Here is a 14,933-nt window from a genome sequence, read left to right as displayed (position 1 = left end):
TGTTCTGCCCACCATGAGTGCTAATGCAGAGTTGAGTCCTGAAGGCTGGGTCCGCGAGCAGACCGAGAAGATCCTCGAGCAGGGCACCACCGACGGTGTGACAGTGATGGACCGCCCGATCGTCCTGTTCACGACCACCGGCGCCAAGTCGGGCAAGAAGCGCTACGTCCCGCTGATGCGCGTCGAAGAGAACGGCAAGTACCTGATGGTCGCCTCGAAGGGCGGCGCTCCCGAGCATCCGGCCTGGTACCACAACGTGAAGGCGAATCCTCAGGTCACCGCTCAGGACGGCACCGAGGTGAAGGAACTGACCGCTCGTGAGCTGAGTGACGGCGAGGAGCGTGACCACTGGTGGGAGCTCGCTGTCGCGGCCTACCCTCCCTACGCGGAGTACCAGACCAAGACCGACCGGCAGATCCCGGTGTTCGTCCTCGAATGAGAATCGCGCTGGACTGAGCCGCGCTGAACCGATGGAGCCCCCGACGGTGGTCGGGGGCTCTACTCTGTCTCACGCAGTGTTCGGGAAGGAAGTGCCATGGGCCACGTCGTCGACTTCAAAGATGTCTCCACCGCGGGACTCGAGAGTTCACCCGTGTCGGAGGCGCTGGCCGGTCTACGGGCCAACGAGGCCCGGTACTACAAGACGAAGTACGGGCACGACTTCACTGTCGTCCCGGCGTCGGATGCGCCCGACATCCTCGATCGGGTGACCACGATCCTGGCGAACGAGCGGGACATCACCATCAGCTCGCCCGCGCTCGAGGTCAGCGACTTCGAGGTGGGCCCGGACGACGCCAGGCTCCGTATGTCGTATGTGTTCTACGAGTCGGGCCTGGCCGTCAACGTCATGTACAGCATCGACCCGGCCGGGAAGCGGGCCGTCGGGTTCAAGCTCTCCGACGGTATGGACGTTCCGGCGGAGCTGGAGTCCAGGTTCAAGTTCGCAAGGCAGAAATCGAAGCTCGCCGGCGTCATCCGTGGATCGTACTTCGTCATCAAAGGGGAGTACTGACCCTGACAGTCACTTGAAGCGGATGGTCATGGTCGCGAGACCGAAGATCTTGCGACCACCCGACTTCGCCACCACGATGACGACGCCCGTTCGGGTCTCCGGATCGAGCGACTTGATGCGACCGCTGTATTCGATCTCGCCGCCTTCGGCGCCCGAGACGACAGCGGGCTGGGACAGGCGGACCGCGTAGCGGGTGACGGCGCCCGGGTCACCAGACCACGAGGACACGAAGGCGGCCCCGAGGCCCATGGTCAGCATGCCGTGCGCAATCACATCGGGCAGGCCCGCCAGCTTCGCGCTCGTCTCGTCCCAGTGGATGGGATTGGCGTCGCCTGCGACACCGCCGTAGTTCACGAGATCGCCGCGGGACAGCCGGAAGGTGTGCGCCGGCAGCTCGTCGCCGACGCTCAATTCGTCGAAGTTGCGGGCTCCCGACGTCCGGCCGGTGTCATCGGCGGCCCGGATGTCGCCGTCGGGACGAACCGTCTTCACGTATCGTTGCGCGGACTCGTCGTGGCTGAAGATGTTGACGTCGTGCATCATCACCTTGCGAACCGCTCTGCTCAACTCCGGGTCGACCTCGTCGGCGGTCACGCCGACGACCGTGGTGTGCATCGTGTGCACTCGCTCGCCCGCGGCGTCGGTCATGGTGTTGGTCACGGTGATGAGGTCTTTACCCGCGATCCGCCGAACACTGGTCAGCTCGACGTCGGTGGTCAGCTCGTCCCCGGCGACGATCGGACGGTGCTGCTCGAAGACCTGCTCGGTCTGCACGTAGGTGTCATATCCGACGATGACCTTCTCGAAGAGCTCCCGGTTCGCCGCCATGGCCGGGATGGAGGTGAAGGTCAACGGTGTGACGAGTCCCGGATAACCCAGTGCCGCAGCGGCTTCGGGCTCCCAATGGGCGCCGTGATAGTCCTGGACCGCGCGTGCGTACTCGCGAACCTTCTCTCGCCCGACCTGGTACGAGCCGTCGAGGACGTAGTAATGACCCACGCGGGATTCGATCCCGGCGGGATCATCGGTCGTGGCGGTGGTCGTCGGAGTGTGCGTCACCCCGAACAGGCTAACGGTGTGTGCATTCGTGTCCAACTCCGGAGTAACTTCGGTGTGCTGTCGTCAGCGCCGGAGTCCTTTCCCGTGCGCGTACTCGGCGGGACGCCCGGAGGTCTGCCAGTCGTGCCAGTTCTCCCGGTGGCGGCACATCCACTTCTCGTGCAGCCGGCGAAATCGGGGTGACAGTCGACGGAGTGTCTCGACGACGATCACGGCGGGCAGGCGGAGCACGATGACCAGCACCCCCGGAACCGGACTCGGCATCCGATAGCGCAACCGCGTCGTGGGCAGCATGTAGATGCTCGAATAGGCCGCGTACATCGCCGCGTTGTACCGGCCGCGAAGTCGCTCCAGGCCGGTCGCTCCGCTCTTCGCGAACGCCGCGGGGAACGACTCGATGAGCTCGGCGCCGTCGTCCCCGGCGTCGTAGCTGCGGGTCGAGGTGACGAACGCCAGCAATCGCAGCGAGTCGGCGATGGTCTCGGGGTACCACTGGGTGCGTACACCCAGCAGGTGGCCGAGGTAGCGCTGGTAGTGCAGCAGGACCCGGATCTCACGGGGCGTCGTCTGTACTCCGGTCAGCCACAGGGCCATTGCCGGAACCACGCTGCCGCCGAGCAGGGTCAGCAATTGATACGACTGGCTGATCGGGTCGCCCCAGCGATGCCGATCCCATTCCGGGTGGTCGGCGACCGTGCGACGAACCCACACGTGCATGACGCGCACCCGCATGGCCGTCGCGCGACCCTGCGACCCCGGCGTGAGCAACGCCCCGGGTTGCGAGACGTCGATCCAGAAGCGCGAGGTCTCCAGAAACCTGCGCAACGCGTTGTCTCCCGCGTAACCGCCGGCCAGTGACAGCGGCTTCGCCACAGCGGCTTCGGTGTACATCTCCAGGGTGATCCCGCCGGCGACACTGAACAGGCCGGTACCCCACCGACGCCAGATGGCCTCGCCCTCGGCGATCAGCTCGGGGTCGACCCAGTCGGGCACGGCCTCGAACTCCTCGAACAACTCGACCAGCGCCGGCGGGGGATCGTCGATGCTGTCGAGGCCGTCGGTGAGTGCTTGGTCGAGGAGCGCTCGGGCCGCGTCGCCGCCGATCGTGCCGTAGACCTCGTCGACGAACCGTTCGGCGACCGGATCGGTGCGGAACATGTCTGCGGCGAAGGTGCGCAGGTTCTCCTGCTCCGGGAAGAGGTCCTTCCCGGTGGCGCGGCGGACCAGCGCCCGGGCGCGTCGGAGGCGCCGGTTCGCCATCGCGGACTCATAGCCGACCGCGGTGGGAAACGCGGGAGCGTCGGACGACAGCGAAGTGGACACGTGAACTCCAAACAGGTGAGACGGATCTTCATATGTGTATCACCCGGTGGCGGACTCGTGCACGGGCGGTCGTGGACGTTGACTTCAAGCGGACATGAAGTTGCACCGTGGGTGGACATACCGACCGACTCGAGGAGACACCGATGCGCCGCGTTCTCGCCGACCTGTGGGAAACCATCAGCGACAGTCCGTTTCCCGGACTGACCACACATGCCTACCTGTGGACGTCGAACCGGAACGTCCTTTTCTACTCGGTTGCCTCCGACGCCGAGTTCGACGACTTCGAGCGGCTCGGAGGAATCGATCACCAGTACCTGTCGCATCAGGACGAGGCCGGGCCGCAGCTGGGCGCGATCTCCGAACGCTTCGGGGCGACGCTGCACGCGCCGGCCGCCGAAGCGAACCGGATCGGCGGCCACGCTCGGATCGGGGTTGCCGTCGCGGACCGGCACATCGACGACAACGGGGTCGAGGTGATCCCGACACCCGGCCATTCCCCGGGGAGCACGAGCTACCTCGCGACAGGCGCCGACGGCGACCGGTACCTGTTCACCGGGGACACTCTCTACCGCAACGCCTCGGGGCGATGGACCGCCGGATACCTACCGGGTATCAGCGACGCGGACCAGCTCGAGGCGAGTCTGGAACTCCTGGGAACGCTCGATCCGGACGTCGTCATCTCCAGTGCCTATGCGGGTGACTCCGCCGTTCACCGGGTCGACGCGTCGACGTGGAGCGCGGATGTCGCGGAGGCCGCCCTCGGTGTGCGGGCGGCCGTCGACCGGCAGGCCTAGTCGAACAGACGTCGGAACAGGTTGGTCTCGGCGAGGTCGACCAGTTCGTCGCCACGTCCCGACAGCACGGTTCGCAGGGCGTACAGCGTGAACCCCTTCGCCTGGGCGGCGGTGATCGCCGGCGGAATGGACAGCTCCTGCCGGGCGGTGACGACGTCGAGCAGGGCCGGACCGTCGTGGGCGAGGAACTCGTCGACCGCGTCGGCGAGATCGTCGGGCTGCTCGACCCGGCGGCCTCGGATGCCGACCGACTCCGCCAGCGCGGCGAAGTCCGGGTTCTCCAGATCGGTTCCGTAATTGACGAATCCGGCGGCCTTCATCTCGACCTCGACGAAGTTCAGGGACGAGTTGTCGAAGACGACGATCTTCACCGGCAGCCGGTTCTGCGTGATGGTGAGCAACTCGCCGAGCAGCATCGCCAGCCCGCCGTCGCCGGCGAGCGCGATGACCTGGCGGTCGGGAAAGGCGGTCTGCGCACCGATGGCCTGGGACACCGCGTTGGCCATCGAGCCATGGGTGAACGAACCGATCAGGCGGCGGGCCCCGTTCATCGCGAGGTAGCGAGCCGCCCAGACCACCGGTGAACCGACGTCGGGGATGAACACTGCGTCGTCACTGGCCTTCTCGCTGATCAGGCGGGCCAGGTACTGCGGGTGGATCGGTGCCCGATTGCGGTCGTTGTCGGCGAGGTCGTCGAGGCGGCGCCGCGCCGTGGCGTAGTGGGCCAGCGAGGTCGACAGGTGTTCGGAGTCGCGGCCGGTGGTGATCGACGGCAGAAGCGCTCGGACGGTGTCGCCGACGTCACCGACGAGTGGCAGGTCGACGGGACAGCGTCGGCCGATCTGCTCACCGCGGATGTCGACCTGGATGATCGTCGCCTTCGAGGGATAGAACTGTTCGTACGGGAAGTCGGTGCCGAGCATGAGCAGGGTGTCGCACTTCTCGATCGCGCGATACCCCGACGAGAAGCCCAGCAGCCCGGTCATTCCCACGTCGTAAGGGTTGTCGTACTCGATGAACTCCTTGCCGCGCAGCGCATGCACGATGGGGGCCTGCAGGACCCGCGCCAGCTCGACGACCTCGTCGTGGGAATCCTTCACCCCGGCGCCGGCGAGAATGGTCACCCGCTCGGCGGCATTGAGAGTGGCAGCGGCACGCGCGATCTCGCCGTCGGTGGGACGTGTGACGCGCGGGATGTGGCGGATGGGGGCGCCCGCTCGTCGCTTCGGGCACGGCGCGAGGAAGGTCTCGCCCGGGATGACGAGCACCGCGACGTCCTGCTTCTCGACGGCGGTGCGCAGCGCGATGTCGAGCAGGCGCGGCATCTGCTCGGGAGTGCTGACCATCTCGCAGAAGGCACTGCATTCCCGGAACAGCTGCTCGGGGTGCGTTTCCTGGAAGTAGCCGGTGCCGATCTCGGTCGCGGGGATGTGCGCGGCGATCGCGAGGACCGGAACACGACTGCGGTGTGCGTCGAACAGTCCGTTGATCAGATGCAGATTGCCGGGCCCGCAACTTCCCACGCACACCGCGAGTTCACCGGTGAGGGCGGCTTCCGCGGACGCGGCGAAGGCCGCCGACTCCTCGTGCCGGACATGCCGCCACGAGATGGTGTCGTTCCTGCGCAGGGCATCGGCGAAACCGTTGAGCGAATCGCCTGGTAGCCCGTGGACGCGCCGCACTCCCGCACGGTCGAGCTCCTCGACGATCCTCTCCGCGACTGTGGTCGACATGGCGATCCGTTCGGTCGGGGTCGGTGTGACCCGACTATAGACGCGAGTCGGGTACCGCCGGCGCCACGGAGTTCGGCTCACTCCGATCCTCTTGGGCGTCGTCCGGCTCGTGGCGGTGTGAGAATCGACGCATGCCTCGACGCGGTGAACCCCTCCGTAAGCTCGGATTCCTGACCATCGGACGCTTCGACGGCGACAACCCTCGCCCCGGCCACCTCGAAACGCTGCGGATGATCGAGCTCGCCGTACAACTCGGCTTCGACAGCGTGTGGGTGCGCAACCGCCACTTCCAGTACGGCATCTCCTCACCCGTGGCAGTGCTGGCGGCCGCCGCGGTGCGGACCAGCCGCATCGAGCTGGGCACCGCGGTGATCCCACTCGGTATGGAGAACCCGCTGCGCCTGGCCGAGGATCTGGCGACCGTCGACATCCTCAGCGACGGACGTCTCAATCCAGGTGTGTCCGTGGGCGTCCCGATGCGCTACGACGACTACAAGACTTCGATGTATCCCGAAACCCATGCGCTGGAGAACTTCTCGAAGGACCGGGTGGTGCGGCTGCTGGACGGCCTGCGCGGTGAACCGGTCAGCGACTTCGAGGGGACCGTCGGGATCGAGACCTTCTCGCGGCGAGTGCAACCGCACTCACCCGGCCTGGCCGATCGGGTCTGGTACGGAGGCGGACTCAGCTCGGCGATCTGGGCGGGCCGGCAGGGGCTCAACTACCTGACCTCCTCGGTGGTGACCATCGAGGGAACACGGTCGCGAGACTTCGCCACCATTCAGGCCGAACACATCGACGCCTACCGCGCCAATCACATCGATCCCGACCGTGCGCGGGTCTCCCAGGGACTGGTGGTCATCCCCACGGACTCGGCAACCCCGAGCCAGGTCCGGAAATACCGGGCCTATGCCGACAGCCGATACGAGCGCACGCTCACCCCGCAGGGTCCGCGTGGCCTGCTGTTCTCGCCGGACCACGTCGGGCCGTCCGACGAGCTCGCCGAGAAGCTCTATGATCACGCGGGATTCCAACGCGCCACGGAGGTGGCCTTCGCGTTGCCGTTCTCCTTCGATGAACCCGATTACCTGCAGATCGTGGGTGATCTCGCCGGACGGCTCGGGCCGGCACTCGGCTGGGCGCCGGCCGGGGGCGATGTGTAGCGAAAGTGCGTGCTATATACCGTCTTTCGCTACGAAATCCCGGTGGCCGGTGTCGCGGGTTCCACCGGCTGGCGCAACAGCGTCCGGAGTCTGTCCGGCGCGACCCGGCGGAAGTCGCTGAAATAGATCTCGTGGTGATGGCCCCGCATGGTCAAACCGTTGTCGGGTATGAACCGCTCGTGCATCTCTGCCAGCACCGGGCCCTCGTCGTCGAACGAACCGTGGTGAAGCGTCTGGACGCACAGGCCCTCGTCCAGGGATGCGATGCGGAGGCCGTCGAGGCGCGGCGGTGGTTTCTTCGAGCCGACCCGCAGGACGGCGGCGTCGAGCAGTCCGTCGTCGATCCAGTCCGGGATCATCAGCATGAGAGTCCAACTCCAGCGGCCCTTGTCGCGAGCACCGGTGAAAGCGCTCATGTCCTCGGCCCACCAGAGACCCTCGAGCGGGGGGACGACGTAGTCGCGGCCCAGCTCGCCTCGGCTCGCGAACTTCAGGGTGTACGCGACCGGGTAGAGCGTCTCGATGGTCGCCACGAACTGCGGCGTGGTGTTCGGGTCTCCCGACCCGTCGATCATGAGGTAGCGCATCAGGGGTACCTCGAGCACACGTATCCGGCCCCGATGGGCCTTGTACGTGTCGAATGTCTTCTTGAAATCGACCTTCTCGGGCACGCCGACGACCCTATCCGGGAATGCGCCGCCGCTCATAGGTTCGGAGCGCGAGGAAGTACGAGGCCCCGCCGATGGCAACACTCCAGGCGAGTGCCGCGATCACGCTCCCGGCAGGGACCGTGGCGTCGGTGAGGGTACCGCGCAGGACCTCGATGACGGGTGTGAAGGGCTGATACTCCGCGAACTGCCTCAGCCCGGCGGGCAGCGACTCGGCCGGGACGAAACCTGTGCTGAGAAAAGGCAGGATCGTGAGGAACATCGGTGTGTTGCTGGCCGTCTCCACGCTTTTCGCCGCCAGTCCGAGATAGACCGACAGCCAGATCAATGCGATCGCGAACACGCTGGTCACCCCGAACGCGCCCAGCCAGTCGAGAGGACCGGCCGTCGGTCGGAACCCGATCGCGACCGCAACGGCGAGGACGACGACGATGCTGAACAGTGCCTGGAGCAGGCTGGCCACCACGTGACCGGTCAGGACCGCGGAGCGGGCGATGTCCATCGTGCGGAATCGGTTGATGATTCCCGCGGTCATGTCCATCGCCACGACGATGGCGGTACCCTGCACCGCTGACGCGACGGTGACCAGCACGATCCCGGGCACCACGTAGTCGAGGTAGGCGGCCCGCCCGCTGTCACCGGATTGCGTGGTCATCCCGGCGCCGAGCTGCCCGCCGAACACGAAGACGAAGAGCAGCAGGAAAACGACCGGGATTCCGACCAGCATCACGGTGAGTGCCGGGAACCGGAGGAGCCGACGAACGTTGCGGCGGATCATGACCCGCGAATCCGACACCGTGTGGGTCAGGGCCGTCATGATCCCGCTCCGGACTGATCCGGGTCGGGGACCTCGGGAGCCGGGTTGCCCGTGAGGGCGAAGAACACGTCGTCGAGTGTCGGCGCATGGACGCTCACGTCGGCGACCGGGACCCCTGCGGTCTCGAGCCGGTTCAGAGTGGTCCGGATCGTGGCGACGGTGTCGTCTGTCGCGATGTCGAGGCGCCGTGAGTCGGTGACGCGACGCGCATCCGGGAGCAGCGAGGCCGCCGCGTCGAACGAGTCGCGGTCGGCGAACGTCAGGCGCACCTCGGAGGCGTGAACCCGGCTCTTCAACTCCGCAGCTGTTCCCTCGGCCACGATGTGTCCGTGGTCGAGGACGGCGATGCGGTCGGCGAGGTGGTCGGCCTCCTCGAGGTACTGCGTGGTCAGGAAGATCGTGACGCCGTCGGCGGCGAGCCGGGAGATGGTCTCCCACAGCATCCGACGACTCCTGGGGTCGAGTCCTGTGGTCGGTTCGTCGAGGAAGATGACGCGCGGGATCGCCACGAGCGTCATCGCGAGATCGAGCCGCCGGCGCATTCCGCCGGAGTACGTCGACACCGGGCGGTCGGCGGCCTCCACGAGGTCGAATTGTTCGATCAACTCCTGCGTCCGTGCCCGCCCGCTGCGCCGGCCCAGCCGGCGAAGGTCGGCGATGAGAGCGAGGTTGTCTCGCCCGCTGAACAGATCGTCGACGGCGACCGACTGGCCGGTGACGCCGATGATCGCTCTGACCGACCGGGTCTGCGTGACCGTGTCGAAGCCGCCGATGGTCACCGTTCCCGAGTCGGCGGGGAACAGGGTCGAGGCGATGCCGACGGTCGTCGTCTTCCCGGAACCGTTGGGGCCCAGGAGCGCGGTCACGCCGCCCGCGGGAACGTGCAGATCGATGCCGTCGAGAACACGGTGCTCGCCATAGCTTTTCGTGAGTCCGCGGATCTCGATGTCGGCGGCGGCGGTCAACCGATCGGGTCCGTCGTCGTGCCGCGTGCGTCGATCATCGATCGTCGGCGTCGAGTCGTGCGGCGACGTCGGCGGGGAATCCGCCGGTGGCGACCGGGCCCCAACTCGTCGGCGTGATGCGGATCAGCGACTTGCCCTGGGTCCGCATCGCGGCGCGGTACTCGTCCCAATCCGGATGCTCACCGGAGATGCTGCGGAAGTAGTCGACGAGTGCATCTTCGGCCTCGGGCATGTCGAGCACCTCGGCGTCGCCGTCGACCTGGACCCAGGCGCCGTTGAAGTCGTCGGAGAGCACCACGACTGTCGCGACGGGGGTGTGCCGGAGGTTCGCGGCCTTGGCACGACCGGGGTAGGTCGAGATGACGATGCGACCCTGTTCGTCGACCCCGCCGGTGACCGGCGACATCTGCGGACTGCCGCTGGATCGGACGGTGCTGAGGATCATGTGGTGACGCGGCCGGATGAACTCGAGCAGTCCGGCACGGTCGACGACATCGGCTTTCGCGACTGTTCTGGCCATGCCGCCGACTTTACGCGGGGACCGGTGTCGGAGTGGGCCCCGTTCCGATTCGGGTGAGGTGCCGGACTCAGTCGGGTAGTGCGGCGACGAGGCCCGCCTGGACCGCGTAGACCGGGGCCATGGACTTGCCGTCGACGGTGACGGCATCGTCGGTGTTGATCACGATGATGATCGTCGTGTCCGACTCGTAGTCATGGAACAGTGAGGTGTTGTATCCCGGGAAATCGCCGTCGTGGCCCCACCATCCGTCGCGGTTCCCGATACCGATGCCATATCCGGAGGTGGCGGTGTTGGGCGGCGGCGAGGTGAGAATCGAATCCCGGCGGAGCTGCTGAGTCGCCGGATCCAGGACACCCTGTCCGGTGAACAGCGCTTCGCCCCAGGTCTGCAGGTCGTCGATCGTCGATATCACGGCGCCCGCGGTGGAGGCGAAGGATGGATTCCAGCGAGTGGAATCGACCGTCTTCCCGTCGGATTGACCCTGATCGGTGAGTCCGTTCAGGTGTGGGTCGGGGATCTCGACGGACCCGCCGGGCCATGAGGACTCGTCCATTCCGAGCGGCGTGAAGATCCGGTCGGCGAAGATCTCGCCGATGGGTTTGGCGAGCACCTTCTCGATGACCAGACCCAGCAGGACGTAGTTCGTGTTCGAGTACTGCCAGCCCTGCCCCGGCGGGAAGCTCGGTGGCAGCGCCTTCGCGGTGTCCACGAGTTCGGTGGGGCTCCACACGCTTTCGGGATCGGCGAAGAACCTGCGGTCGAAGCCCTCGGAGGCGGTGTACGACGGTATGCCGCTGGTCATGTCGGCGACCTGCCGCAGCGTCGCGGTGCCGTTGGGTGCGTCCGGGACATACTTGTCGATCGGATCGTCGAGGGAGACCCGGCCCTCCTGCACGAGTTGGAGCAGGAGCGTCGCGGTCATCGTCTTGGTGAGTGAACCGATCCGCGTATGGTCCGCGGGTTCGATGGGCTCGTTCCCGCCGGCCGCCCGCACACCCGATGTCCCCGTCCAGGTTCCGGCCGGCGAGATGACCCGGGCGATGACGCCGGGGAGGTCGCCGGCGGCGCGCGTGTCGTCGACCGCCTTCTGGAATGCCGCAGCAGTGTCTGCGGGCACCGAGGTCGGCTGTCCCGAACCGGACGCCGGTGCCGACGATCCCGTACCCGACGCCGTCTCCGAGGGCGAGCACGCGACGAGGCCGAGTGCGGCCACCGCACCGAGCGTCGTCATACGGAGGAGGACGGTGGCGCGCAGAGGCTTTCGGCTCATCCGCTCACTGTAGCGGCAGACCGGCGCGGCGAGGTGGATTGAGACAAAAGCCGCAGAGGTTCCGGCGAGGAGTCACATGCGGTGTGCCAGCATCGGCGGGACGGGGTAGATGTCGATGGCCGTGGCGAGTTTGGCCGCGACCGCCCGCTCCCGCGCGACCGCGTCGAAGCCGCGTCCGTCCGGTCGGTCCGGTACAGACGTACCGGAATCCACGACGGTCCAGTCCGAGCCGGCCTCGATCAGGGACCGGTGTTTGGTGGAGTAGTACCCCGGCATCGCCACGACCGCGACCCCGGGATCGCCCGCGGCCGCGGCCATGAGATGCGGGTGGAACCGGGTACTGATCCACGTGTTTCGATGCCCGGCGGGCAACCCGCCACTCCACACGTCGCGGAAGTTGAGGACGGTGGCGCCGGCCAGGCGCGGACCGAGGAGGTAGGGAACCTCGTTGTCGTGCCCCGGGATTCCTTCGACGACGGTGACCTCCGATCCGGGCACGTCCCAGGCGTCGAGGGTCGCGTGCACGAAATCGGCCAGGGCCTCGACGCCGGTCGCCCGTGGCCCGACGAAACGCTCGGTGAGATCGGATTGGAGGCAGAGTACGACACCCCGTTCGGCCGGCGGGTCGGTGCGGTACAGCGGAGGTCGGGGCCGGTGCAGAGCCAGCCATGCATCGTCACCGGAATGCCGTGCCGCGACGGCGCCGTCGAGTACGTCTACCGACGCGGTGTCGCGCACGTCCACGATGTCGAATGCGGCGAACGCCTCGGTCAGCGCGGCCCGAGCCCGGCCCTGCAGTGCGGGAACGAGTCCCTGACCGGTCGCGGCGAGTCGGGCGCCGGATCGCCGGGCCACTGCGGCGGCGGCGACGAACAACGAAACGTGGTGCGGCCACACGGTGTTGAGGTAACCGCCACCGAGTAGGTGAATGGTGGTCGCCGAGTGCAGGAGGTCGATACCCGCGGTCACGCGCGGCGCGAGACCGGCGTCGAGCGCAGCGGACGACACCCATTCCCAGGGGTCCTGCTGTTCGGCGTCCGCCGCGTAGGTGGTCAACTGCCACAGTGTGTCGACGACGAGCATGTTCGGATGAGCGTCGTGCAGCAGCGTCGTGGCCGTACCGGGGCTGTGGCAGTCCAGCACGACCGTGGCGTTCGGGCGCACCCGAGCCAGATGTCGCAGCCACGTCCGGGCGATGAGTTCGTCGCCGTAGTTCGGATGACCGGCCGGGGCCACCAGATAGATCACCTCGCCGGTGCCCATCGCGCGGCCGAGCCGGGAATCGGCGGTGCGGTGCCGGACCGAGGTGCCGATGCGGTCGGCCAGGATGCCCGCGGTCCGGAACAGCGGACGGTCGGTTGCCGGTCGTCTCGTCACGGTCCCCAACGTTACGGTGTGCCGGGGCATCGGCCCCCGCCGGACGGTGTGCCGGGGGTGGCCCGCGAGAGCTACCCGAACGTGCCCTCGAGGTAGGCGAGTGCGGCCTTGGTGTCGGCGATGGGGCCGCGGTATCCGATGTAACCGTCGGGCCGGATGACGAACACCGTCGAACCGTCGGGGAGGTAGCCGTCGGCGAACCGGCCGTCGGTGTCGCGGAGCAGCGGTAGATCGGTGCTGCCGACCTGTGCCGTCGCGGCCGCGATCACATGGATGTCGATGTGGCCGTGCGCCTTCGCGGCGATCTCGCCGGCGAGGGATTCGAGAACCGCGACGTCCCCGGTCCCGGCGGCGGCGTCCGCGTACAGGATGAGCGAGTGGTCGACGCCGTCCAGCACGCCGAACAGGCGCACCGGGTGATTGACCGATTCGCGGCTCAGGCCCGTCGCGTCCGGCGCGCGTTCGCCTGCCCGTGGCGCGGCCGGGGCGGTCGGCACCGTCGACCCCGCGACGGCGGGACTGTCGGCGTAGGAGATCAGCAGCTGGGCCTCCCGCCGCATGATGAAGTCCATGTCGGTGGAACCGGCGCCGATGCCCTCGCGAGCGTCTCGGACGGTGCGTCCCACCACCTCCTCGCCGACGGGCCGGCGCTCGAGGTCGTAGCTGTCAAGGAGCGCGTCGGAGGCGACCCCGGTGACGGCGAGCGCGAGTTTCCAGGCGAGGTTGTGCGCGTCCTGCACGCCGGTGTTCATGCCCTGCGCGCCGGTCGGCGGATGGATGTGGGCGGCGTCGCCCGCGACGAACACGCGTCCGCGGCCGTAGGAATCGACGATCCGATGACTGATGCGGAACACCGACGACCATCGCAGGTGCGAGACCGTTGCGGGTTCGGGCGCGAGCCTGTCGACCACGGCCTGGATGTGGGCCAACTCCGGCGCGCGGGTGCCCTCGAAGCCGTGGGCCACACCGTCTCCGCCGGTCGTCGGTGCGACCGCCAGCTCGTCGGGGACCAGCATGGACATCCGGTAGCGGCCGCGGCCGGGCAGCGGGATGCACACCAGTTGGTCGTCGGTGGTGCCGTCCGCGGTCTGGTGCATCGACCGGATGGCGTAGCCGCGGGGCATCGACCAGTCCACCACGACGTCGCCGAGCATGTACTGCTCGCTGAAGGCGCCGCCCTCGAAGCTCAGCCCCAGGCCCTTGCGCACGACGCTGTGCGCACCGTCGGCGCCGATGAGATAGCCCGCCCGGACGGTGGTTTCCCCGTCCTGACCCGTGAGGGTGACGGTCACGCCGTCCGCGTCCTGCTCGAATGCCGAGACCGCCGTACCCCGATCGATCTCGGTGCCCAGATCGGAGAGTCGCTCACGCAGGATTCGCTCGGTCGCGTACTGGGGGAGCAGGTGGAAACGGTAGGGAACATCGGGCGGTGTCGTGAGGTCGACCCGTGAGACCTGACTTCCGTTGACGTAGACGAGCTGACCGCGCATCTCCAGGCCGGCGTCGAGCACCTGTCCGACGACGCCCATGCTCTCGAACACCTCGAGCGTGCGGGGCTGGATGCCGACAGCTTTGGCGTACTGCGGAGGTTCGAGCAGCGGATCGACAATGCGAACACGGATTCCGCGTCTGCGTAGTTCGACGGCGGCGGTCAGGCCGATGGGTCCGGCACCGGCGATCAGGACATCTACTTCGGTCATGGAATCCTCCTGTGGTCGGCCGGTCGCCGACGCTCAGAAGATTATCGGTCGATCACGCGCCGACGGGGTGACAAGTCGGAGAAAGCGGACGCCGAACAGTCGTCGCCGAGCGGCCGACTACCGCGGGATGGCGGCGGGACCGATCGCCCGTGCGCCCAATCGCACGACCCTGGCCCGCAGTTCGCGGTCGGCGGTGACCACGATCCGCTCCCGGTGCGGGCTCGAGTCGGCGACGACCTCGACGATCGTGTCGTCGCCCACGGCGGGTGCCTCGACGACCCGGACGTGTTCGCTCGCCTCGACCCCGCGAGCCCGGCCCTCGACGACGAGCACAACCTCGAGCGGTCCCGGCAGTCCCGCGAGGCCACCGACGGCGACGGCCTCGAGTCGCGTCCGCAGTCGTTCGGCGGCACCGCGGCGATCGCGCCACCACCCGTCGGGCACCGAACCGACGACGTTGGCGCCGTCGACGACCAGGAGGGGCCGGGCATCGTCCGCGCTGTGGGACCGGGGTCCGGACGGATCAGTCATG

The 14,933-nt window shown here is 67.7% G+C and carries 15 protein-coding genes; 4 read left to right on the top strand and 11 right to left on the bottom strand.

Features of this window, described 5'->3' with window-relative positions; genetic code table 11:
- Positions 1-13 precede the first annotated feature (13 nt).
- The gene (locus tag KTR9_RS14630; protein WP_035717879.1) at positions 14-439 is read left to right on the top strand and encodes a nitroreductase family deazaflavin-dependent oxidoreductase; all 426 of its coding nucleotides are present in this window, start codon (positions 14-16) and stop codon (positions 437-439) included.
- A gap of 96 nt (positions 440-535) precedes the next feature.
- A complete protein-coding gene (locus KTR9_RS14625) occupies positions 536-1,012 on the top strand; it encodes a hypothetical protein (protein ID WP_014927012.1) in 477 nt (158 codons plus the stop codon).
- Positions 1,013-1,021: 9 nt separating this feature from the next.
- Here the strand turns inward: KTR9_RS14625 and KTR9_RS14620 are convergent, their stop codons facing one another.
- Together KTR9_RS14620 and KTR9_RS14615 are read right to left on the bottom strand one after the other, a co-directional pair.
- On the bottom strand, positions 1,022-2,071 hold the full coding sequence (locus KTR9_RS14620; RefSeq protein ID WP_044506775.1) for a fused (3R)-hydroxyacyl-ACP dehydratase subunits HadA/HadB: 1,050 nt from the start codon (positions 2,069-2,071) through the stop codon (positions 1,022-1,024).
- A 63-nt stretch (positions 2,072-2,134) separates the two neighbouring features.
- Positions 2,135-3,394: an oxygenase MpaB family protein gene (locus KTR9_RS14615; protein ID WP_014927009.1), complete on the bottom strand. Its 1,260-nt coding sequence runs from the start codon at positions 3,392-3,394 to the stop codon at positions 2,135-2,137.
- A 143-nt stretch (positions 3,395-3,537) separates the two neighbouring features.
- Between KTR9_RS14615 and KTR9_RS14610 the strand changes: the two genes are divergently transcribed.
- Positions 3,538-4,188: an MBL fold metallo-hydrolase gene (locus tag KTR9_RS14610; RefSeq protein ID WP_014927008.1), complete on the top strand. Its 651-nt coding sequence runs from the start codon at positions 3,538-3,540 to the stop codon at positions 4,186-4,188.
- On the opposite strand, the gene poxB is transcribed toward KTR9_RS14610, so the two are convergent.
- Positions 4,185-5,921 carry a ubiquinone-dependent pyruvate dehydrogenase gene (poxB, locus tag KTR9_RS14605; RefSeq protein WP_014927007.1) on the bottom strand — a complete coding sequence of 579 codons (1,737 nt, stop codon included), beginning with the start codon at positions 5,919-5,921 and terminating at the stop codon, positions 4,185-4,187. The two genes, KTR9_RS14610 and poxB, sit on opposite strands and share 4 nt — an antisense overlap.
- 131 nt (positions 5,922-6,052) lie before the next feature.
- Here poxB and KTR9_RS14600 point away from each other — a divergent pair, with 131 nt between their 5' ends.
- Positions 6,053-7,084: an LLM class flavin-dependent oxidoreductase gene (locus KTR9_RS14600; RefSeq protein ID WP_014927006.1), complete on the top strand. Its 1,032-nt coding sequence runs from the start codon at positions 6,053-6,055 to the stop codon at positions 7,082-7,084.
- A gap of 29 nt (positions 7,085-7,113) precedes the next feature.
- Here the strand turns inward: KTR9_RS14600 and KTR9_RS14595 are convergent, their stop codons facing one another.
- The 8 genes from KTR9_RS14595 to KTR9_RS14560 all read right to left on the bottom strand — a co-directional run bounded on the left by KTR9_RS14595 (position 7,114) and on the right by KTR9_RS14560 (position 14,932).
- A complete protein-coding gene (locus KTR9_RS14595) occupies positions 7,114-7,755 on the bottom strand; it encodes a GyrI-like domain-containing protein (RefSeq protein ID WP_014927005.1) in 642 nt (213 codons plus the stop codon).
- A gap of 10 nt (positions 7,756-7,765) precedes the next feature.
- On the bottom strand, positions 7,766-8,569 hold the full coding sequence (locus tag KTR9_RS14590) for an ABC transporter permease (protein WP_014927004.1): 804 nt from the start codon (positions 8,567-8,569) through the stop codon (positions 7,766-7,768).
- Positions 8,566-9,534 carry a daunorubicin resistance protein DrrA family ABC transporter ATP-binding protein gene (locus tag KTR9_RS14585; protein WP_014927003.1) on the bottom strand — a complete coding sequence of 323 codons (969 nt, stop codon included), beginning with the start codon at positions 9,532-9,534 and terminating at the stop codon, positions 8,566-8,568. Before KTR9_RS14585 ends, KTR9_RS14590 begins: the two co-directional genes overlap by 4 nt.
- A gap of 34 nt (positions 9,535-9,568) precedes the next feature.
- Positions 9,569-10,054 carry a PPOX class F420-dependent oxidoreductase gene (locus KTR9_RS14580; RefSeq protein WP_014927002.1) on the bottom strand — a complete coding sequence of 162 codons (486 nt, stop codon included), beginning with the start codon at positions 10,052-10,054 and terminating at the stop codon, positions 9,569-9,571.
- 67 nt (positions 10,055-10,121) lie between these two features.
- Positions 10,122-11,324, bottom strand: a complete 1,203-nt coding sequence (locus KTR9_RS14575; protein ID WP_044506772.1) for a serine hydrolase domain-containing protein — start codon at positions 11,322-11,324, stop codon at positions 10,122-10,124.
- 72 nt (positions 11,325-11,396) lie between these two features.
- Positions 11,397-12,701, bottom strand: a complete 1,305-nt coding sequence (locus KTR9_RS14570) for a polysaccharide pyruvyl transferase family protein (RefSeq protein WP_044506770.1) — start codon at positions 12,699-12,701, stop codon at positions 11,397-11,399.
- A gap of 71 nt (positions 12,702-12,772) precedes the next feature.
- Positions 12,773-14,401, bottom strand: coding sequence for an FAD-dependent monooxygenase (locus tag KTR9_RS14565; protein ID WP_014926999.1), 1,629 nt, complete (start codon positions 14,399-14,401; stop codon positions 12,773-12,775).
- 117 nt (positions 14,402-14,518) lie between these two features.
- On the bottom strand, positions 14,519-14,932 hold the full coding sequence (locus tag KTR9_RS14560; RefSeq protein ID WP_014926998.1) for a hypothetical protein: 414 nt from the start codon (positions 14,930-14,932) through the stop codon (positions 14,519-14,521).
- Position 14,933 lies beyond the last annotated feature (1 nt).

The sequence above is a fragment of the Gordonia sp. KTR9 genome (genome assembly GCF_000143885.2).
Classification (GTDB): Bacteria; Actinomycetota; Actinomycetes; order Mycobacteriales; family Mycobacteriaceae; genus Gordonia.
Note: the sequence above shows the minus strand (reverse complement) of the source record. Positions and strands in the feature narration are given on the sequence as shown.